The organism is Nostoc sp. NMS7 (genome assembly GCF_017115085.1).
Classification (GTDB): domain Bacteria; phylum Cyanobacteriota; class Cyanobacteriia; order Cyanobacteriales; family Nostocaceae; genus Nostoc.
This window is the reverse complement of sequence record NZ_JABXKJ010000009.1, coordinates 1-20,751: the sequence shown is the minus strand read 5'-3', so window position 1 is coordinate 20,751 and position 20,751 is coordinate 1. Positions and strand designations below refer to the sequence as shown.

Annotated in this window: 20 protein-coding genes and 1 pseudogene; 7 read left to right on the top strand and 14 right to left on the bottom strand. The window is 41.9% G+C overall.

Translation table 11 applies throughout. The features are described 5' to 3' along the window. Positions 1–366: 366 nt before the first annotated feature. Positions 367–624, bottom strand: a complete 258-nt coding sequence (locus tag HWQ38_RS00950; protein ID WP_292789336.1) for a C-terminal helicase domain-containing protein — start codon at positions 622–624, stop codon at positions 367–369. Positions 625–729: 105 nt separating this feature from the next. Next, complete coding sequence (locus HWQ38_RS00945; protein WP_292789260.1) at positions 730–3,117, bottom strand: NB-ARC domain-containing protein; 2,388 nt, start codon at positions 3,115–3,117, stop codon at positions 730–732. A gap of 448 nt (positions 3,118–3,565) precedes the next feature. Between HWQ38_RS00945 and HWQ38_RS00940 the strand changes: the two are divergent. Then, positions 3,566–3,667, top strand: a pseudogene (locus tag HWQ38_RS00940) (AAA family ATPase); the annotation flags it as partial. Positions 3,668–3,772: 105 nt separating this feature from the next. Here HWQ38_RS00940 and HWQ38_RS00935 read toward each other — a convergent pair. The 8 genes from HWQ38_RS00935 to HWQ38_RS00900 form a co-directional block, all read right to left on the bottom strand. Beyond that, positions 3,773–5,224: a hypothetical protein gene (locus tag HWQ38_RS00935; RefSeq protein WP_292789257.1), complete on the bottom strand. Its 1,452-nt coding sequence runs from the start codon at positions 5,222–5,224 to the stop codon at positions 3,773–3,775. Further along, a complete protein-coding gene (locus HWQ38_RS00930) occupies positions 5,221–5,790 on the bottom strand; it encodes a hypothetical protein (protein WP_292789072.1) in 570 nt (189 codons plus the stop codon). Before HWQ38_RS00930 ends, HWQ38_RS00935 begins: the two co-directional genes overlap by 4 nt. 64 nt (positions 5,791–5,854) lie before the next feature. After that, a complete protein-coding gene (locus tag HWQ38_RS00925; protein WP_292789254.1) occupies positions 5,855–6,496 on the bottom strand; it encodes a hypothetical protein in 642 nt (213 codons plus the stop codon). Continuing rightward, complete coding sequence (locus HWQ38_RS00920) at positions 6,435–6,710, bottom strand: hypothetical protein (protein ID WP_292789252.1); 276 nt, start codon at positions 6,708–6,710, stop codon at positions 6,435–6,437. The genes HWQ38_RS00925 and HWQ38_RS00920 overlap by 62 nt, the downstream gene beginning before the upstream one ends. Positions 6,711–6,756: 46 nt before the next feature. Then, positions 6,757–7,425 (bottom strand): hypothetical protein, encoded by a 669-nt coding sequence (locus tag HWQ38_RS00915; RefSeq protein WP_292789249.1) that lies wholly within the window; start codon positions 7,423–7,425, stop codon positions 6,757–6,759. A gap of 12 nt (positions 7,426–7,437) precedes the next feature. Beyond that, complete coding sequence (locus tag HWQ38_RS00910) at positions 7,438–7,950, bottom strand: hypothetical protein (protein ID WP_292789246.1); 513 nt, start codon at positions 7,948–7,950, stop codon at positions 7,438–7,440. A 327-nt stretch (positions 7,951–8,277) separates the two neighbouring features. Continuing rightward, positions 8,278–8,550 carry a hypothetical protein gene (locus tag HWQ38_RS00905; RefSeq protein WP_292789243.1) on the bottom strand — a complete coding sequence of 91 codons (273 nt, stop codon included), beginning with the start codon at positions 8,548–8,550 and terminating at the stop codon, positions 8,278–8,280. Continuing rightward, positions 8,540–9,052, bottom strand: coding sequence for a hypothetical protein (locus HWQ38_RS00900; RefSeq protein WP_292789241.1), 513 nt, complete (start codon positions 9,050–9,052; stop codon positions 8,540–8,542). The genes HWQ38_RS00905 and HWQ38_RS00900 overlap by 11 nt, the downstream gene beginning before the upstream one ends. 314 nt (positions 9,053–9,366) lie before the next feature. Here HWQ38_RS00900 and HWQ38_RS00895 point away from each other — a divergent pair, with 314 nt between their 5' ends. After that, entirely contained in the window at positions 9,367–9,603 is a 237-nt protein-coding gene (locus tag HWQ38_RS00895; protein WP_114085508.1) for a helix-turn-helix transcriptional regulator, read from the top strand. Between the two features lie 244 nt (positions 9,604–9,847). Here the strand turns inward: HWQ38_RS00895 and HWQ38_RS00890 are convergent, their stop codons facing one another. Next, positions 9,848–10,069: a hypothetical protein gene (locus HWQ38_RS00890; RefSeq protein WP_114085507.1), complete on the bottom strand. Its 222-nt coding sequence runs from the start codon at positions 10,067–10,069 to the stop codon at positions 9,848–9,850. A gap of 1 nt (position 10,070) precedes the next feature. On the opposite strand from HWQ38_RS00890, the gene HWQ38_RS00885 reads away from it, so the two are divergent. From HWQ38_RS00885 to HWQ38_RS00870, 4 genes are all read left to right on the top strand, one after another. Next, positions 10,071–11,162 (top strand): hypothetical protein, encoded by a 1,092-nt coding sequence (locus tag HWQ38_RS00885; RefSeq protein ID WP_292789239.1) that lies wholly within the window; start codon positions 10,071–10,073, stop codon positions 11,160–11,162. 73 nt (positions 11,163–11,235) lie between these two features. Next, entirely contained in the window at positions 11,236–12,624 is a 1,389-nt protein-coding gene (gene dnaB, locus HWQ38_RS00880) for a replicative DNA helicase (RefSeq protein WP_292789238.1), read from the top strand. A gap of 255 nt (positions 12,625–12,879) precedes the next feature. Further along, positions 12,880–13,761, top strand: coding sequence for a CHAT domain-containing protein (locus tag HWQ38_RS00875; RefSeq protein WP_292789236.1), 882 nt, complete (start codon positions 12,880–12,882; stop codon positions 13,759–13,761). A gap of 137 nt (positions 13,762–13,898) precedes the next feature. Beyond that, complete coding sequence (locus tag HWQ38_RS00870; protein ID WP_292789234.1) at positions 13,899–17,309, top strand: NB-ARC domain-containing protein; 3,411 nt, start codon at positions 13,899–13,901, stop codon at positions 17,307–17,309. A 195-nt stretch (positions 17,310–17,504) separates the two neighbouring features. Here the strand turns inward: HWQ38_RS00870 and HWQ38_RS00865 are convergent, their stop codons facing one another. The 3 genes from HWQ38_RS00865 to HWQ38_RS00855 all read right to left on the bottom strand — a co-directional run bounded on the left by HWQ38_RS00865 (position 17,505) and on the right by HWQ38_RS00855 (position 19,702). Beyond that, positions 17,505–17,858, bottom strand: coding sequence for a CU044_2847 family protein (locus tag HWQ38_RS00865; RefSeq protein ID WP_292789231.1), 354 nt, complete (start codon positions 17,856–17,858; stop codon positions 17,505–17,507). Between the two features lie 702 nt (positions 17,859–18,560). Beyond that, complete coding sequence (locus HWQ38_RS00860) at positions 18,561–19,283, bottom strand: DUF6753 family protein (RefSeq protein WP_292789229.1); 723 nt, start codon at positions 19,281–19,283, stop codon at positions 18,561–18,563. Next, entirely contained in the window at positions 19,283–19,702 is a 420-nt protein-coding gene (locus HWQ38_RS00855; protein WP_292789227.1) for a hypothetical protein, read from the bottom strand. The genes HWQ38_RS00860 and HWQ38_RS00855 overlap by 1 nt, the downstream gene beginning before the upstream one ends. A gap of 154 nt (positions 19,703–19,856) precedes the next feature. Between HWQ38_RS00855 and HWQ38_RS00850 the strand changes: the two genes are divergently transcribed. Beyond that, complete coding sequence (locus tag HWQ38_RS00850; protein ID WP_292789226.1) at positions 19,857–20,732, top strand: hypothetical protein; 876 nt, start codon at positions 19,857–19,859, stop codon at positions 20,730–20,732. Positions 20,733–20,751: the final 19 nt, after the last annotated feature.

Genomic DNA, 20,751 nt, shown 5'->3' with positions numbered 1-20,751 from the left:
CTGATTATTTCGTTGAAAGACGCGCAACTCAAAAGTTATTACAAACTATTATCAATTGATAAATACGTCCAGGGGTATGAGTAGCATTCGCGCAGAAAACCGGGTTAAGAGACATAACACCAGTAATACAAACATATTTCAAAGCTGAAACCCTTATTTTCTCGTTGAGTAGTGACTCGATGATAAGCAGAGCGTCAATGGACTTAGTTCTGGATATAATCCTTATCTAATAAGACTTTCAAGCTTATCCCGGTTTTCGGTTCGCCTGCTACTCAAGCCCCGATGATTGCTCTAAAAGCGATAGCTTAAAAGCTTATACAGTAATACTTTCAGTATATCTTGCACCTCGTGCCAGCTACGCTATATTTACCCCAAATTCCCCACTAGGATAAACAATTCTCGCCCTCTGCTGACAGCAACATTGAGTAGATTTGGTCGCCGATTAATAAACCAGAGGCTATCAGTTGGTTGACATTGGCGAGTCGAGAAAATTATTACTGATTTCTGTCCACCTTGGAACGTGTGAACTGTGCCAATGCTCTTGGGGGAAAAATCTGACCAGCGAGATTTTAAACGTTGAGTCAGCGCATCTACTTGACGGCGATAAGGTGAAATCACGCCAATTGTGTTGTCAGAGTCAGGAGAATTTAAGCAATAACCCGCCCCTGATTGGCAAAAGGGGCTTTATCTTAACTTTTCACGGATGGGTGCGGTAGAATTTGCGTTAACCTAGTTGTCTACTCTACGTTTAAGGATAGGAGTATGCTTTATCACAGACAGGTCTCGTAAATCAGAAAATTCTTCTAGAAACCAGTTGTGCAATAAGGAAGCTGCTTTAATTAATTCTGGCTCCTGAAGAGAATTAACTAGTCTTTTAGCTGTCACAGTGGCTTTTGCAACTTTTTTCCGTATCTCAATATTTATAATGCTTTGCGGACATTTATTATACTCTTCTTTAAGAATTTTAATACAGGATAAAGCATCGACACTATTACGTTGTTGTAGTAGATAATCTGCTTTTCTATGAAAAAACTGAAAATATAGGTTATATGATTTTCTCCGATTTATTTCTGATATATCTGTACGAGTTAAAAGTTTATCAATAATTTCCTTCGCTATTTGAAAATTTCTAAGATACAAATTTGCGCGTGCAATTTCTATTTGAATTTCTGAAGATTGTGGATCTATTTTCTCTGCTTCTTGAAAATTTTTAAGTGCATTTTCATTATCATCGAATTTTCTCATTAGAAAACCACCATACCAAGCTCTCAAAGGAGCATGATTAGGTTCTAGCTCGATAGCTGCTTCATAAGCTGTTTTAGCCGCAGGAAAGTTCTCTTGAAAATCTCTAACTTGTGCTTCAACTCTATACACTTCAAAATATCCTGGAGACAAACGTTTAGCGCTAGCCAATAGTTCGTCTGCATCAGAAAATCTCTTTGAACGCCCAGCCTCTACTGCGTCTTTCAAGTATTTTGCTGCAACAAATTCACTTCTTGAACGAATATTTATTGAGGCGTAAGCATAGGGATTATCTCTTTGTGAAGCTTTAAATTCTTCAACAGTAGAAATTAATTTCTGCTTTCTCTTACTATACTGCTTATGAATTTCTGCCGAGGCTGGATGGTGTTTTCCCAAGTATTCTCTAGACATATCCGTCAAGCTGTACTTTGACTCAAAGGAATTACCTATTGGTTGACTTGACATGACAATCATGTTTGAACGTAGTGATTCTTGAATTGCTTCTTGCAAATTAATAACATCCATATCTCCAGCCAAAAATGTCAGTTCAGCTTGACTATGCTGGCCTGGTACGGAGAGCATAAGTTCAAGAATTTTTCGGGGACTTTCAGATAGATACTGGTAAACATTGGACATGCAGAATTCTAGAAACATCTCAGGCTCTGCGAGAACCTCTTCTGGACGTTTGCCTGCCCGAACAGCAGAAACAAACCACTTAATGTACCCAGGACTATTTTTCATGCGGTTACAATATGCTTTTAACTGATCATTTGGCATATTGATTAACATATCTACTTCACGAATCCTGGCAGTTGCTCTTAATAAAGCAACGGCATCATTCTGATCCATTGACTCCAATTTTACAGGGCGTTCAAAAGCACCCAAGCCAATTCTGCTTGTCAGCAATATCTTGCTTCCCATAGGTAAATGTTCTAAGAAACTTCGGATGCGTTCATCAAGGATTGTTTCAAGATTATCAATAATTAATAGAATTTTAAAATTACTTAGATACTCAATAACTTCAGAGAATGGATCAGAAACTTGCATTTTATCACCTAAGAAGAAGTCGGAAACATTCTGTAGCATTCCTAAAGAATCATTAATAGCACCTTCAATTCTTTTAATTTCAAATGGGGTTAATTGTTCTGTTTTTGAAGATGTCCATACAATGGCTTCAAATGGACAATTTTCTTTGTCAAGCATCTCATAGGCAACTTTTAATGCTGTAGCTGTCTTTCCAATTCCTCCATCTCCAATGATTGTAATAACAGGATATGGGCCTAAGCAGAGCTTAACTAAATTATCTACTTGCTTCTTGCGACCGATAAAACCAGTTTCATCAAAATCAGGTATCGGCAAGTTATGGTTCCCTGACGACTCGTAGATGGGTATATGTAAGTTCAGTACAAATGTAGGTTCTGTTTGAAGTCGCCCCAAAACTTCATTAAGGTTGCTCCAAGTATGTTTATCACGAATCAGTAAACGTGAAATATCAGTGGTATTTGATAAATCTTCTGGGTCTAATGGACGAGAATGCATGACTCGATTGCGAACTGGCACTAGCTTCTCAAGTTGTTTTGTTACGTCCTGAAAATGCTTTGCGATAGAACTGGGTAAGAGATTTCGATGAGCATTAATAATTTGAAATGCTTCAGCATAATCAATGTATTCAACTAAATCCTCATTTGAAATATTAGCAGCAGAAACCTGTATATCTTTGCTTAATCGCTCTCGGCTTTTCTTTAAAATCTCCTCTCCAAACAAAGAATTTGATTGGACTTGAGGCGCGAGATGTGTACAAATAATTTTTCTCATATCTTCTTCTATATTTGATAGGATTGCATATAGAGTCAGACGTGAAATACTAAAACCCATAGTTGTATCATCCTTTAAAATCTGGGTAGTGGTATAGAAGTAGTGATAGCAGAGACTGAAACCCTTGTTCTATAAAGACTGGCAAGAGAAAAATCATTACTTCTATACCACTAGTAAAAGCTGTCGCTTAAGTATAATTCATTAGTGGGGGTTTAAGTAGCATCCGATGCTGTTAGCGAATTCAATGATGGTACATACTTAGCCCTTAAAGTCGGTTTAGTGTCTATAACAACATCCAGAGAGAAGTATCTACTAGCAAATAACTAGCACGTCAGGTTCCAGCCAAGTCAATCCAGACCGAAAAATTTTTGAAGAATCTCCCACTCGGTCACAACCTATATCATTAAAATTTTTCAGAAAACAGCAGCTTTATCTCTTTTCAAGCAGTACCGATTGTCCCATCAACAGTTATCTTTAATTGTAACGGCGCAGGTAAACCAACTCACTTATGAGCCGAATCATCGCAGTCTTTAATCAGGCGGGAGGTGTTGCCAAAACCACCCTTACCCAAAACCTGGGCTACCAACTAGCACAACTGGGTGAGCGGGTGCTGTGGGGGAGGGGCAATAATTTACTCGTAGAGTGGCCAAAACTCAGCAGTCTACCACCCGCACTACTCCAGTTCTTAACATCTAAGGAATTGGTTTTCTAACGATTAATCATCAAAATCAATTGGCTGACCGTTAAAATGCTTGTGAATGCTTTCGGGAGTCAGCCAACCAGGAATTGTCACCTTTTTATCTACTTCTGCATCACCTTCGGAATTGTTTAAACCGTTAATTATTGCAACTTTTAAAGGTATCTTACCATCGGCGGTTTTGCGGTCAATTTGAATAGTTCCTCTGGCTCTACCTTTAGCAGTTCCATCACTTCCACCAACAGCCGTATTAGTGAAAAAATGGGCGATACAGACTAATCTTTCTTCAGCTTTTCTAGGGTCACTAAGAGATGCTTTAACAAACTTTTTGGCAGGCTCCTTTGTCATATCTGACTCAGAATAGTTAGTGAATTCATCAACTAGTAACTGTTGCGATTGCTTCTCAGGTTGATTATTAATTCTGTCTAGCCATCGTTCACGAGCATCATCAAAAGCTTGACCAATCTCTTCTTCTGTTTTAGCTATCAACTGAGGGCTTAAATATCTCCAGGCGTTTCTGAGATTCTCCCCGGCGTGTGCATCTATAAGCTGATACAAAGGCATATCAAACAGATATTCTCTGAGCATGACAATTGAAGCTGCTAGGGTTGATTTACCGCTTCCCGCTTCTCCTAGCACCCAAAGGGGTTTTTGATTGTCGATAATCTTCCACAGCCAGCCGCCTTCATGATTCTTGAGCGCTTCGATTAAATTACTGATGAGGTGCTGGTCAGTCAAAGGATGATTGTCACTGTCTGCGATCGCGCTCTTGGTTTTGCCCTCAATCTTGCCGCGTTCCTGGTCGGCTTTCGCCCTGTCTCGAAGGTTCTCAGAGATGGTTTTATCCATCACAGAATGATTAACAGCACGGGCTTTCATAAAATCCTCTAGCTGAATTCGAGCCTTAGCACGTTCGTTATCCTCATCGGTTAGCCCCAATTCTTTACGAGAATGAACGTCTAGGTCAGTTAATCCATCTTTTAAGCGTTCAGTGTAAAGCTGGGTTGAATGCTGCTTAATCTCACGTTTGTGCTTATTTTGCTGCCAAGTTGCATAGTCGCCAGTCTTTTCCAGTTCGCCCAGTTCGTAATCCGTGCGCTTGAGGCGTTGCGAACGCACGAGCAAACAACCCACAATACCCCATAGCCCAATAACTGCAATCCCATATCCAAGCAACTGATTAGGGTTATCTGTGGGCAAATCACGCACCCATTGAATTGCATCGCCCTTGTACGGAATGATGCTGCCATACAGTCCGTAGCGCTGCCATTCTTCAGTAAGGACAAAACGCGGTTGGTTGCAAAAACGCTTATCCAAAGCTATTTGACTGTGTACGCCGTTTGCTGACCTTGGGCAAAATTGAATTTGTGTCAGGTCGTAAGGCTGACGTGTTTGCGATGTTGCTAGCCCGATGATTGCGGCTACACCACACACACCAGCCAGTACTAACTCGAAAACACCCTGTTTCATTCCCGCCCCTTAAAAATAATTGCAATAGAGCCAATGAATAAAGCCAACGCGACTGCAATACTTACCCAAGGGTCTGATTGCGGGTTCTGTTTTTCAATGGTTTGAATATCTTGGCTAATCTGCGTGACTGTTTCTTTAGTCAAATTCTCAAAATATTGATGGTCTTTGACTGCTAACCAAGTTGTGATACCTGCAAACACCAAGCCTCCAGCAGTTTTTATAAGATTTTGCATATTATCTACCTCTAGTCCGTCACTGTTGTAATTAACTCTCAAGCCCGTTAACCCAGCCAAAGAGCCAACGCTGCATATAGAAAATGAGAGCGAAATTGCCAGCCAGAGATTAACGCCACCGCCAGTTATTAAGAGATATTTAGCTATAAAGAATCCCGTAGAATTTAGCGACCAACCGACAAAGAATCTCGTCAATTTTTCAGTTGTATTGATAACATCTTTGCGGTGCTGCTTGCGCGACTCTAAATGTTCTATCAAGTCTTTTGGTAACGGCGTATCTGGGGCGATTTCGCTTACTAATTCCTCTTGATCCTCTTCAAGGTCGTATGTCATATAACTGTTATGATATTTACTTGCCCGACAGTTAATTCAGGCGGTAACTGTCGGGATTGAACTGTCATAAACCTAGCAGAGCATCCTTGATTTTTTGCACTATCGAGCGCCCAGCATATTGTTTTTTCGGCTTGAAGTCATCACGAGCGTTATCACCCATTTCTAAGTAATACTTGCCCAGTTCTCTATCATGTTGTAGGTCAATTGTTTGTTGTCTAATATCTGTCTGCAATTCCGCCTGTAACATCTTGTATTCACCGTCAACTTGCATCATGTGTTTGTCCACCCATGACTTGAGCAATAAATGGTCTGTTGATTGTTGATGGCGCAGCGCTTCTTTCTCCTTGGATGAAGCAAAATCAAGCTTCATCTCTTCTAAGATATTCGCTAGATGAGTATCAGCTAAAATTGCTGACTGTACTGCTCTTTCAATCTTCTCGCCGCTAACACCAGCTTGTTTGTAGATGTCACTCAGGACTACGTTTAAGTCCTCAGTCCCCTTGATAGCAGCTAACATCTGCTCTCTAACCTGTGGGGCGAATTCGCTAATCTTCGCCCCGTCATTACCCATTTGTCCTATCAACTTTAGGGCGGATTTATCGCCTGTTAGCGCTCTGACTACTAAGTTGGTAGATGCATTGAATTTAGTTTTTAATTGGCGCTCTAGGTGGCGTGATTTGGAAGTTACCAGATTCTTTAGCTTCATTGAACTTTTCACAGCGATATTCCTTCTCTGGGGTAAAGATTTGATTGCAGTGGTACTCCATTCGCCTTACATATTGCTCAATAGCTGACTTTCGTTTGAGATATTGCTGATAGCTTGATTGCTCTAGAATTGGCAGATATACCCAGCTATACAAGGGTAAAATCACAGCACCGAGCGCACATAAGCTAACAGCAATTCTTGAGAAGTAGCTCATCCTCACCCAACGAATAAACAAGCACTCAAGCAGCGTCAAGTCATCACTATTGAGCCGCCTTGAGCCTTGCGAGGATTGAGAATTTGGTGCTTTTAATGTTTTGGCGGATGACTCCCATATCCGCTTTGATGTCTCCTGAAAAGTTGTTAACCTTTTGGTTCAATCTAGAAGCTCTGTTGCTTACGTGTTCTCGCAAGTCTTGGGCGTTAGTTTCAAATGATTGCTCAATGACATCAAATTTCTGATCAACGTAGCTCTTGATTGCAGCCGTTACAGTACTGATGAATTGGCTGTAGTCGGTAAAAGTGTCGTCAACGTTAAGAGCAATGCTCAATGTTTCTTGTTCGGTTAACTCAAACCCCAGCGCCGATGATTGGGCTGTTACAAAGGAACGCTTATCTGAGCTTGTTACAGTGATGCTGTTAATCTCTTGGGAAGCGACCGTAAGCTGACTGTTATCAAGTTCCGGGTCAGGTTGTGCATCTTCTAACCCTACTAGAAAGGTTTCTTCAACGAGTTCATCAACTACAGATAATTGGCTTGTCGATTTGACTTTGAGATAGTCAACGGCTTGACTCAATTGCTCTTTGGTTGGATTGTCAAGGTCATCGCACTCGACAGCAAAAGCTGCTGTTGTGTAATCGTCTTTGGTAAATCCTTGATAACCCTGTTTGTACAAACGAGCGCGGACATTGTTAGTAAATTTGTCAGACATGATGATTGCTCCTTAAAGGGCTAGTGTTAAAACTGAGATGGTTGCGGATTTCATGGGCTGCGTTCGTCTGTTGATTGCCCATTTAGCAGCAACAAACGCAACAAGGGCTAAATCTTTGCTGTGGTAAGTATGAAGGGCGTTATAACTTAGAGTTGCTTGGCTAAACCAGTAATAACGAGTGCTGCGGGGTACGTCGTCAAGGTTGATTTTTAGATAGTCTGCCAGCGCTACTAGGAATTGTTGACCTGTGTATTGAACTTCTTGGGCATCATAGAAGTGTTTAAAGGCTTGCCATCGAGAGTTAAAATCAGAGGTTCTAAAAGAAAAGGCTGGACACTTACGCTTCATGCCTGCATAGGTTTCAACAATGCTTATGGCTTTTTCGGATTCAATGGAGAGCGAGAAATATTGCTTCAAGGATGCGACTGTGCGATACCAAGTGATATCTGAAATGCCTTTTTCCGTGATGCCCTCGTAAGTTTCTTTGAGCAAGCGATACTTAGCTACATATTTTTTTGTTGCCACATTAACTCTGTTTTATTACTTGAGTGTGTATAAAATTGACCGACTATCCGTAAATTCCAGTTATTTGATAGGCTAAATTAGCTAGAAACAGTTATCCTGATACGCCAAATTAGCTAGGCACTATCAATAACCTTGGATCTTGGACTTTAGACAAATGTTTTAGCCTTGGTTTTATCGGCTATAACCATGCAATAACAAGGGTTGTCAGCTTTGATGACATACTGACACTTTCTCGTTTACCCCCACGAATACGCCCCTTTTGGACTAGTTGACGCGCTTGTACCAAAGCCTTTGGATGTTTTGCGCGGTACTAGATGTTACCAAGGGTTAGAACAAACTCAACTGTATTGAGTTGTTAGTTATCTCTGCTGTATGCTGTTTATATAAGCTCGGCACTTCGTAGCAGCGTCTTAGCACCTTGTCACGATTGAGCTTTAAGTCAGCGCTCTTAGACTGACGCGGTAAAGGACGGAAATAATATTGTGTGTGTCTGATACTGTCACTGCTTGTTAAATATCTGTACAGCGTTCCATTAATCCAGTAAGTTTTGCTCTGGCTCAATAGCGTGACGCATCCTACAAGCTCTTTATCAATCATCATTTTTATCTCCAGCCGCACACGCGCCTGTTAAGCTTGCACCTAAGAAGACCGCGATAGATGCGATGGCGCTTCCTTCAAAAATTTTGGCGTTGTAGATCCATGTGGGTTGATATTGGTCGCCTCTACTTTCCTCAATGCGGTCAAAGCCGTGACAAAAGATAGAACCAACAACCATAAAACCTGTTGTTAGTAAGCTCAGAATTGCTACTTCTGACGCAGCATCTTGAATGAATGAGTTAATCTTTTCACGCCAATGAATTACACGGCGAATGTGCATTACTGGCTTCTGTTCTAGATATGAATGCCACTCTTGATCAGTAAAATTCAAGGGCTTGGAATTACAATGAACGTGAAAGTCAAGTAGTTCGCCCACTGCTTGTATTGCATCCCCTATCATCACATCTGGAGAGTATTCTAGTTGTCTGAACTCTTCCGAATCTCGAATTTCTCTGAGCCAGCGATCTATTGCTTCTAACCTTCGTAATTGATTTTGATTAAGCATTGTTCTCTCAAGAGGTAGTTCGTTGATTGCTTCTTGCGTTGCGTAAATTGATATGCATGAATCCTCGCTTGTGATGCTCCCACGCACAATTACCACGACCGCAGATATAGAGCGGACGCAATACAGATAATCTGTGTTTATAGCTAGATAACTGTGTCCGGGCTATTGACGTATCGATAACCCGGACACTATGATATTAACTAAAACCGCTCATTAATGTCAAGCGCTCATTAATATAAATCGATTGGCATTTACTAACGGTTGGAAATTAGCAATGATAAATGGTTGTATTGATAACCGTTTATTGTTACTGAATGCCTATAAGGAACCAAGTCAAGAAATTTGTAGACGGTTTGGGGATTACTCGCTATCGCTTTCAAAAAGATACGGGCATAGCACCCAGTACCGCTTACAACTTATACGATAATCCTGATTGGATACCACAAGTTACAGCTTTAAACAAAATCTGCGATTTTTACCGTGTCCAGCCCAGCGAGTTAATTTACTGGGTTCCACCAGAAGAAATTAAAGAAGACAAGGAGGATAAATGATCAACACCGACCAGCCACAGGACATAACAGAGCGGCTAAACGATATAGACGAGCGCTTAAAACAATATATATATACAGTTGCCCCGCTTACGGGGTTGATTATGCGAACTTGCGGATGTGGAGACTGAAGCGGGAGAGCAATGGAGCCTGGATAGGCAAAAACGCTGTCCCAGTAAGGCGTGAAACTGGGTGTAATATCCAAGAGCGACAGGGCAAGGATATGAGAGAGCCAAAGGGCAGACAGTTAGCCAAATGTTTGCCCCGTGTTCCAATCAAGAAACCCGCTCGGACGGGAATCTAAGCGGGTTTCTTGATTATTTGGCTGTACACAAGCGGTAACTCCGAAACGAAATTGTCTGTGGTAGGACTTTTCGGAACCGCGATCGCTGACTCTATGATAAGCAGTTCTGCGTTCGCGTTGCAAGGGAGTTATCCGAAATATTACAAATACTTCGGAATGTAACATAATGAACTCTCGAAATGTAGAACAAGCACATGGCTATATAGCACATGACGACAGAGATGATTTTAATTTTATTTTTGTCCACAAAGAATTAGACGATTTTGGGCTTGATCCATATTCATTTCGTATATATAGCCGAATCGTAAGACGTGCTGGCAAGGGAGAAGCCTTTGAAAGCAATAAGAACATGGCGGCAGGTTGTCGGATGTCGGAAGCGCAGGTCAAGCGATCGCTAAAGACTTTAACGACACATGGCTTGATTATCAAAGAGTCTCGCCCCGGTACAACTTGCATTTATCGTGTTGCGCCTAGACGCAATTGGTCAAACCCTATACCGATTATTAAAGAGTTTTGTACGGATAGCTCACACAGACCTACCCTTACCCAGGTCTCTCAGAACGGGGGGGTAGGTCTGACAGAGCTAGGGGGTAGGTCTGACAGAGCTAGGGGGGTAGGTCTGACAGAGCTAGAAAGTAATTCCCTCTTAAATACCTCTAATAAAGTCAATCCCTCTAAGAGCGATGGAGGGAAAAAAAAAGAGGAAAAGAGGAACAAAGAAACTGACCAAGAAAAAGCACTTCTAGATAATCACTACGCTGTTAATAAAGAGAAAGTCTCTGCAACTAACGAGAAATCCACTCATGAGGATCTAAATTCCGGCGCGGCGCGTGAGAATCATTCTCAAATCTTGGTTTTCAGTGATGACCCAGTTAAAGAAGTGGATTTCCTGCTTTACTATCAGACCTATCAGCGATCGCAGAGCAAAGACATTAATAACGTAGCCCCATACGTAGCCACAGTGCTTTCTAAAAAAGATGAAGGTAGTACAGAGATATTTTGCTTATTTGAGCAATGGAAAGCGGGTTGCAGGACATTACATCGCAAAATTAACAACTTCGCTGATGACCCCGCAGAAGTAGAGAAACAGCGTCAGCGCTACGATTTTCCTAGTTGGGAGGCGTGGCTGCACGATCACTACTACAGTATGCTCCAGTCTGAGGGACTATCTAAGTTTTGCAAGCATAAAGTATCTGCCAAATGGTACGAATGGGCAAGCGCCAAGTTTCCTGAAAGATTTGTAGATATTCCCGATTGACCAAGCCCCTTCTCTTCAGGGTTTTGGATGTATGACTGTAAAAATTTAGACCTAATCGAACTCAAAGGTTAATATGTACGCCAGTGACGACAACGTAATTCCTTTTGCTACGATAGCCAATAAGCTACCACCACAGAGCATTGAATCTGAGGAAGCGATACTTGGGGGCATCTTGCTTGACCCAGTAGCCATAGAACGTGTCCGCGACATTTTGAAGCCGCATCACTTCTATATCAGCGCTCATGGTCGTATATACAACGCAGCGCAGAGACTGAATGCCCAAGAATTGCCCACAGATTTGTTGATGATCACGAATTATTTAGCCGATAATGGTTTGTTAGAAATTATCGGCGGGCGAAACAAGTTAGCATCGCTGGTTGACTCTACAGTATCAGCAGTTAACATTGATGCGCTGGCAGGTCTAGTTGTGGAAAAATGGAAGCGCCGGGAACTAGGTAGACTGGGAAGCCTTGCAAGTGAGTTGCAGCACAAATCCAATGAAGAAACGCCCTTAGAGGAAGCCTTCTCACAATTACAGGACTTTATTTATGAGTTGCAGCGTTCGTCTGATAATGCGGGGGCCAGCCACATTTCCGATGTGGTGATTAATCTGTTTCAGGATATTGAAGACCGCAGCCAAGGTAAGGTATTACCTGGCATTCCCACAGGCTTTTATGATCTTGATGCAATGACTTGCGGATTCAACCGCAATGATTTAGTCATCGTTGCGGGTCGTCCGGCGATGGGGAAATCAGCGTTTGCGGCTCAGATAGCTTTTTATCTCGCCCAAGCTTACCAGTTTCCGGTTGTCGTGTTCAGTCTGGAAATGTCAAAGCTACAGATTGCCATGCGTGCGCTTTCAGGTGAGGCTGGCATAGAAAGCGGCTACTTGAAAACAGGGCGCATTTCTAACAAACAATGGGAACCACTATCACAGGGCATCGGTACACTATCAGAGCTACCTGTTTACCTCGATGACCGCCCAGACCCATCACTGAGCTATATAGAATCTGAGTGTCGTAAAATCATGGCACAAGAGCGCCGTGATTTGGGGTTAATCGTTGTGGATTATCTGCAACTGATGGATGGTAACTCCGGGGGCAACAGAAACAATGAGATAGAAAAGCTGACACGCGGACTGAAGCGTTTAGCAATGAAGTTACAGACCCCTGTTATGTGTTTATCGCAACTATCAAGAGCAGTAGAAAACCGTAATAACAAACGCCCCATGCTCTCAGATTTACGTGACAGTGGCGGGATTGAGCAGGACGCGGACAAAGTAATCATGTTATATCGTGATGAATATTACGACCAAAACACGCAAGAGAAAGGAATTGCAGAGATTATCCTTGCTAAAAACCGCGATGGGGCCACAGGCACAATCCAACTACTGTTTGATGCACACTTAACAAAATTTAAGAACATGGTGCGATCACAGTCTGCACAAAGTGACTGGGATTAAAAAGCATGGTCAGAGTAACGTTTCTCTGACCTGCCTCTAAGCAAAACTTGTAAAGGTATTTCTTAATTACAACTTGAAAGGTAGGTAGAGAGAGACTTCTGAGAGCCATTACTGTGCATCGCTGTTGCCCGGTCGGTGCTATTTCTTACTTTTTGTGATTGAAGGGATGGCAAAGAAGTACAAAGCAAACTGTCTTATACAAAATGCTGCAATATATCAATATACTGAAAATTAATCCAAATTTTCTTGTCTCTTATGAATAGCAACGCAAAAGTCAGAAAAATTTTAATTTTGGCAGCAAATCCCAAAGAGACAAAAAATTTAAATTTGGCTGAGGAAGTGCGTGATATCAAAGAAGCGTTGCAGTTGGCACGGTATCGGGATCAATTTCTTATTGAACAAGAATGGGCAGTACGTCCAAAAGATATTCGACGAGCGATTCTAGATTTTCGACCGAATATTATTCATTTTTGTGGACATGGTGTGGGAACTCAAGGTTTATGCTTTCAAAATAATGTGGGAAATCTCCAGTTTGTGACGGGGGAAGTACTAGCAGATTTATTTAACAATTTTGCTACACAGATTGAGTGTGTATTGCTTAATGCTTGTTATTCAGAAGTTCAGGCGAACGCTATTGTCCAACATATTAATTATGTGATTGGGATGAATGCGCCTATTAACGATAAACCAGCAATTGAATTTACTGTAGGTTTTTATGATGGTTTGGCAGGTTACGATCCTGAACAGGATAAAGTTTCACCTGTGGAGTTTGCTTTTAATCTTGGTTGTAATGCCATTGGTTTAGCTGGGTTATCAGCCAATGCTATCCCTGTACTTAAAAAGAATCCTAATTTTGAAAATAGAATAATTAATCCACTAGTGATAAAACCACGTACTAATAATATACAAATTTCTGGTCGAACTAAAATTTTTATTTGCCAAAGGTTGACGCAAGATTGGCAAGTTTTAGCAGATTATTTCGAGATTCAACCACACGAACTTGCTGGTTTTAAACCGGGAAGAGAACCCCAAAGTATTTGGGAGTGGTTAGAGCAAAGAAATCGACTTGGTGAACTAGAATCAGCTTTGATTGATATTAAGCGAGGTGATTTAGCCGAGGAATTAAAAAAAAACTAGTTGATGATGTTGAACCTGAGGCATCATATTTAGGTAAACTTATTGGTGATGTACCAAACTTACCGCCACACTTTTTACCCCGTCCCGAACAACTAGCTCCTTTAAAAAAACAAGTACTTGATGGCACAAATCAACATATGGTAATTACAGGGAAAAGCCGAAGTCTTGGTGTGCAAGGAATGGGGGGAATTGGAAAAACAGTCTTAGCTACAGCCCTGTCTCGGGATGAAGAAGTTAGAAAGGCGTTTCCTGATGGGGTGTTTTGGGTAACATTGGGAAAAGAAAATAACCAGATTTTAACTTGGCAATCCTATCTTGCTCAAGCATTGGGCGATAAGCAAGCGGCTTTTACCAAAATTGGATTGGCGAAAGCGCGGTTGCGGGAGTTGTTTGCAGATAAAGCTTGCTTGCTGATTCTGGATGATGTTTGGCATTTGGATGATGCGATGGCGTTTGATGTTTTAGGAGAACGCTGTCAAATGTTAGTTACCACCCGTGATACAGCGATAGTTACGGGTTTAGGAGGGGAAGAATATCATCTGGCGGTTTTAGATCGACAACAGGCGTTAGCACTTTTGGCAGATTGGGCAAATCAACCAGAGATTATGTACCCCAAACCGCAAAATGATGTCGCCTTACAAGTAGCGCGGGAATGTGGAAATTTGCCCTTAGCATTGGCGATGGTAGGGGCGATGATGCGGGGGAAACCGCCAAATCGCTGGCAGAATATTTTAGAAAAACTACGTAGTGCTGATTTAGAAAAAATTAAACAACAGTTTCCCGATTATCCTTATCCGAATTTACTCAAGGCAATTCAGGTGAGTGTGGACGATTTAGATGAGAATTGCCAACAGCGATATTTAGATTTTGCGGTCTTTCCTGAAGATACACCCATATCAGAAGTAGTTTTGCAGACTTTTTGGCAACCCTTGGGGTTAGATGAGTTTGATACCCAAGATATCATTGATGAATTGGTGAGTAAATCTCTGGCTTTGCGGGATGAAGTGGGAAATTTGCGGTTGCATGACTTGCAGTTTGATTATGTCAGAAAGCAGCACACCACCTTAGCAAAAGAAAGTTCGGGGATAGAGTGTTTACACAATCGCCTATTAAATGCTTACAGCGAAAACTATCCTTCAGGTTGGCATAGTTTAGATAATGACGGTTATATCTGGCAAAATTTAGCCTATCACTTGCTAGCAGGGGGAAGGGACAGAGAATTACAACAACTGCTGTGTGATTTTCGTTGGTTAGAAGCGAAGTTGGAAAGCACTGATATTAATGCTTTAATAGCAGATTATAATTTTTTACTAGAAGATAATAATTTACAGTTAATTCAAGGTGCATTGCGACTTTCGGTACATATTTTAAATCAAGATAAACAGCAATTGGCAGGGCAATTATTAGGACGGTTGTTGGGTTTTGAAAGTTTAGAAATTAAGAAATTATTAATTCAAGCGCAGCAAAGTACAACTCCTTGCTTACTTCCACAAACAGGAAGCTTAAATCCTCCTGGCGGCTCCTTAGTAAGTACCTTGGCGGGTCATAGTCATCGGATAAATGCAGTTGCGGTCAGCCCAGATGGCAAGTACGTAATTTCTAGTTCCAATGACAAGACCCTCAAAGTCTGGAATTGGCAAATAGGAGAACAACTGCGTACCCTGACGGATCACAGTAGCTCGGTAAATGCAGTCGCCCTCACCCCAGATGGCAAGTACGTGATTTCTGGTTCCTCTGACCAAACCCTCAAAGTCTGGAATTGGCAAACAGGAGAACAACTGTGTACCCTGGTGGGTCATAGTGAGTTGGTAATTGCAGTTGCCGTCACCCCAGATGGCAAGTACGTGATTTCTGCTTCTTTTGACAAAACCCTCAAAGTCTGGGATTGGCAAACAGGAGAACAACTGCGTACCCTGACGGGTCACAGTAACTCAGTATTTGCAGTTGCTGTCACTCCAGATGGCAAGTACGTGATTTCTGGTTCCGATGACAAGACCCTCAAAGTCTGGAATTGGCAAACAGGAGAACAACTGTGTACCCTGGTGGGTCATAGTGAGTTGGTAATTGCAGTTGCCGTCACCCCAGATGGCAAGTACGTGATTTCTGCTTCTTTTGACAAAACCCTCAAAGTCTGGGATTGGCAAACAGGAGAACAACTGCGTACCCTGACGGGTCACAGTAACTCAGTATTTGCAGTTGCTGTCACTCCAGATGGCAAGTACGTGATTTCTGGTTCCGATGACAAGACCCTCAAAGTCTGGAATTGGCAAACAGGAGAACAACTGCGTACCTTGGCGGGTCATAATCGCCGAGTAAATGCAGTTGCCCTCACCCCAGATGGCAAGTACGTGATTTCTGCTTCCAATGACAATACTCTCAAAATCTGGAATTGGCAAACAGGAGAACAACTGCGTACCCTGGCGGGTCACAGTGGCTCGGTATTTGCAGTTGCCGTCACCCCAGATGGCAAGTACGTGATTTTTGGTTCCTCTGACCAAACCCTCAAAATCTGGAATTGGCAAACAGGAGAACAACTGCGTACCCTGGCGGGTTACAGTAGCTCGGTAAATGCAGTTGCCGTCACCCCAGATGGCAAGTACGTGATTTCTGGTTCCTCTGACAAAACCCTCAAAGTCTGGAATTGGCAAACAGATGAACAACTGCGTAACCTGGCGGGTCACAGTAGCTCGGTAAGTGCAGTTACTCTCACCCCAGATGGCAAGTACGTGATTTCTGGTTCCAATGACCAAACCCTCAAAATCTGGAATTGGCAAACAGGAGAACAACTGCGTACCTTGGCCGGTCACAGTGGCTCGGTATTTGCAGTTGCCGTCACCCCAGATGGCAAGTACGTGATTTTTGGTTCCTCTGACCAAACCCTCAAAATCTGGAATTGGCAAACAGGAGAACAACTGCGTACCCTGGCGGGTCACAGTGGCTCGGTATTTGCAGTTGCCCTCACTCCAGATGGCAAGTACGTGATTTCTGCTTCTTTTGACAAAACCCTCAAAGTCTGGGATTGGCAAACAGGAGAACAACTGCGTACCCTGACGGGTCACAGTAACTCAGTATTTGCAGTTGCTGTCACTCCAGATGGCAAGTACGTGATTTCTGGTTCCGATGACAAGACCCTCAAAGTCTGGAATTGGCAAACAGGAGAACAACTGCGTACCTTGGCGGGTCATAATCGCCGAGTAAATGCAGTTGCCCTCACCCCAGATGGCAAGTACGTGATTTCTGCTTCCAATGACAATACTCTCAAAATCTGGAATTGGCAAACAGGAGAACAACTGCGTACCCTAGCAATTCACAATAGCTTAGTATTTGCAGTTGCCCTCACCCCAGATGGCAAGTACGTGATTTCTAGTTCCTTTGACCAGACCCTCAAAGTCTGGAATTGGCAAACAGGAGAAGTAATTGGGAGTTTTACTGGAGATAATCCCATCTTTTGCTGTGTTGTTGCACCCGATGGAGTGAGAGTTGTTGGTGGGGATTTATTAGGAGGAGTGCATTTTTTTCGATTGCAGGTACAAAAGAGTAATTTATAATTTGGGGTAGATATAGCGTCTTGAGGCTGATGATTGCGATTACTTGCACTCCACTGTTAACCTACCAACAATGCTCGCTCCTTGAAAAGCAGACTCTAAAGGAATTGCCAGCAAATTGTGTTTCTCAACTCGAATAAACGATTGGTAAGGTTTCTGGAAAACTTTTCGGTCTACTAATTGTAGGAGTTTCGCATCTCAGGACTGTTCTTTAGGTTTCCATTTCATTGTGACTTCTATTTGTGCGCCTGTACTAGCTTTTGCGATAACTGCACCAACCTCAGAATCCAACTTGATGGCAAGTTTAATTTCAAATTCCTCTGGTCTTGTAGCTTTATCCATCTGTTCGACACTTTGGACTACTCGTTTTGCACAATCACGAGTTAACCTCATGGCTTCACCGAAGACATCACGAACTTTATCTACAACTTTGAATGTATCAATACCTCGCAATTCTCCATACTCATCACTAACTATAGAAATTTTATCTACTTCAATATAAATAGTAACTTCTTCACCATTAACTGAGTCTTGACTTTTGATAATAGCCATTAATATTATTCTTTTTCAATAGTGGATTAAAAAGCTTTTGTTAAAGCAAGAGTGATGCTCTCACCAGCAGTAAGTGGCTTCATGTGCTACTTGGTTAAGCGGCATTATAATCTATTACCATATAATTTTGATTCTTAATACAGTAATTAAGTAAAAATTTATAGTTAACTTATTGTTCCGTCTCGTAATTCGTGCAGTATTACACATTTAGGCTATTTGGTGTAATGCAGACCCATTTCTTCTAAATCAGCTTTGAAACAGCAGATTTTTACCGCCGCCTAGAGTTTGGATCTGGTATTGAGCCGAGATACGTGTAAAAACCTGCAAGATGGTCTGGAAAGCCTTGCTATATATACGTTCTAGTATTTTTGATGTCTAGTAAGAATTTGTGCATGAATGCACTGGCACTTCTGACCCCATATTTGCTTTTCGCCTACCCAAGAGAATTATAAATACTCTGTGGTAAGATGCTCTCAATTTGGCTACAAACCTTTCTATACAATAGTTGCAGACAATTAAAGGCAAAAGATGGTCAAAGTCCTTGCTGTAAAACCTGTAAATAAAATTAATAAATACTCCAGTTCTTGTAGCGATACATACCCAAGATTTGCGATCTTCTGCCAATTTTACTTAAAAATGCCTGAACCCTATATATAGCATGAGTTTCCAGACCATCTTGCAGGTTTTTACTTGTATCTCGGCTCAATACCGATCTGTCCCCAAACGTTTTTCAACCCGTTGCAGCTTAGTATTAGTCCAACCAGTCTGCTCCAAAATCTTTTCCAGAGACTTGGTAGTTTCATAAGGAACACTGATGGGAAAAAGGTGTGAATAAAACCAAAACAGAATAAAAAATGTGACCGGAGAAAAAAGCCGAATAATAAAAGCTCTCGCCCAACTTTTAGCGTCTGATTCCACGCCTTTTTGGTTCATTAGAGAGATCATCTCCTTGACTTCTTTCAATTCCTCTCGCAACGGTTGGCTCAATGTCTCTGGTTGCCTGGGGGAGATATTGTTCAAATTCTCGGAGAGTTTGGTTAAGCTCGTTAATTGCTTGAGTTGTTGCTGAGATGTTAGATTTAATGCGCTCAAGGCTGTCCCTAGCTGATTGCAACTGGTCGCTAGATTTTTGATGTTCTCCGTGTGGTCGGCTTGAATCTTCAATTGCTCCGCCGTCAGTTGGCTCCATTCGTTTAGCTCTACCTGTAAATTTTCAAACAATAATTTCCAATCGTTTGGAGCAGTTTCTGTCAGTTGTGCCAAGTACCCAATGTACTGCACTAACCTAAAAGCTGGGTCATCCTGTTTCATCCCAGAATCCAGCGCAAATCGCAACACCTTAGCTTGAAACTCCGGCGGCTTTTCTGACAGCAACCTATCTAAATGAGATACCGCACCATTCCCCTTACCATTTGCGATCGCCATTACTCTAACCCCAACTGTATAGCCGCCTTAGAAAACTCAGTTTCAACCGCATCAATCCAGCCATAAACTCTCGATTGATTACTCAAACTAAAATCCTCATGCTCTAGTGCCTCCCTGAAAGTAAGATCCTTCGAGTCAACGAGGTCAAAAATATCGTCATATAACTCAGGCAATAACAGTTCAATCGCCCCCAACGCTTCCACAGCCTGCTTCATCTTAGAATTGTTGTAGCGAGTGAACTTGTGTTCATCACCCCAGTAGAGATTTTTCACCACCACATAATCAACTTTGTCGCCGCAGAAATCCACCAGACGTTTTAACTGCAATAAACTATCCTTGACTCGACCCAGCACCGACACCATAGTGATGCGATAACCCAAACGCTGGGCATTCTGAAAAAGAAAAATATCCTTAGCCACGCGTCTACATTTAGAATGAAATAGCCCTGAGTTTATATAAGGCGGACAAAGACCGAAAGCTCTTTTTATCGGTGCAAATTCTATGTACTGTTACCATTCACCTCATAATATCAATAACATGAGTGAGTCGGAAATTCTTGAGTGGGCAGAGTCTATGTTTGAGAGACCAAAAGCCTTACAAGAATTGCCACTCATTTTAGCTCCCAAATGTTTGTTTCGAACTCCACAAAAACTGCGTCGGCAATCGCCTGTTATCAAATCCGACTTGGATGCGTGGATGAACCGTGCCAGAGAAGATGATGAACTCTTGCGGATTGAAAGACGTCTTATTCCCTTCGCCGAAATTTACATTCCAGACACCTCTGACGCAAAGCAATTTTTTACCATCGCTAAGGCTTTTGGCGAAATTTCAATGCTAGCAGGAGTCATACCTAAAAACCAGAACCAAGGCTACTGGCTGAAAACTCTCCATTACTTACATCAAGCTAGAGGGGTTCTATTTGCTCATAAACTTTTGGGTGTGATTCCAAATCCTCTTGAAAAGCAAGGTTTATTCGAGGAATATCTGCCAGAAACTAGCATCCACAATCTTGATCTCATTACCAACGTTGACTTAGCAGAGTATCAACTCATCAAGAGTGGAGAATGCTACATTCAGCAATGGGTTGCCAAACACAATATTGTTTACCCATTTAAGAATCCATTTGAATTGTTTCTCTCAATTCACAAGCAAGCTTTCTTGGACGGTTGGACTTTAGGACCTGCTTGTCAAGAATCTAAGTGGTTCTCTATCGAGCAACAAAAAGAATTCCTTGCAGTACGTATTCGTTTATTAGAACAAATCCCTTGGATTAAACGAGAGGATAAACGAGGAACATATCAACAGCAGGAGCAGGAATACCTCAAGTTCCTTAAGAATTATCAGTGGTACGGTTACTTCATTTTGGCATTGCGATCGCACCACTGGAGCCAAGAGAAATCTTGGCAGCAATATCTGACGGGGCGACAAAATAGGCTAAAAAGCTTATGAGATAAAGAAAGCAGCAATT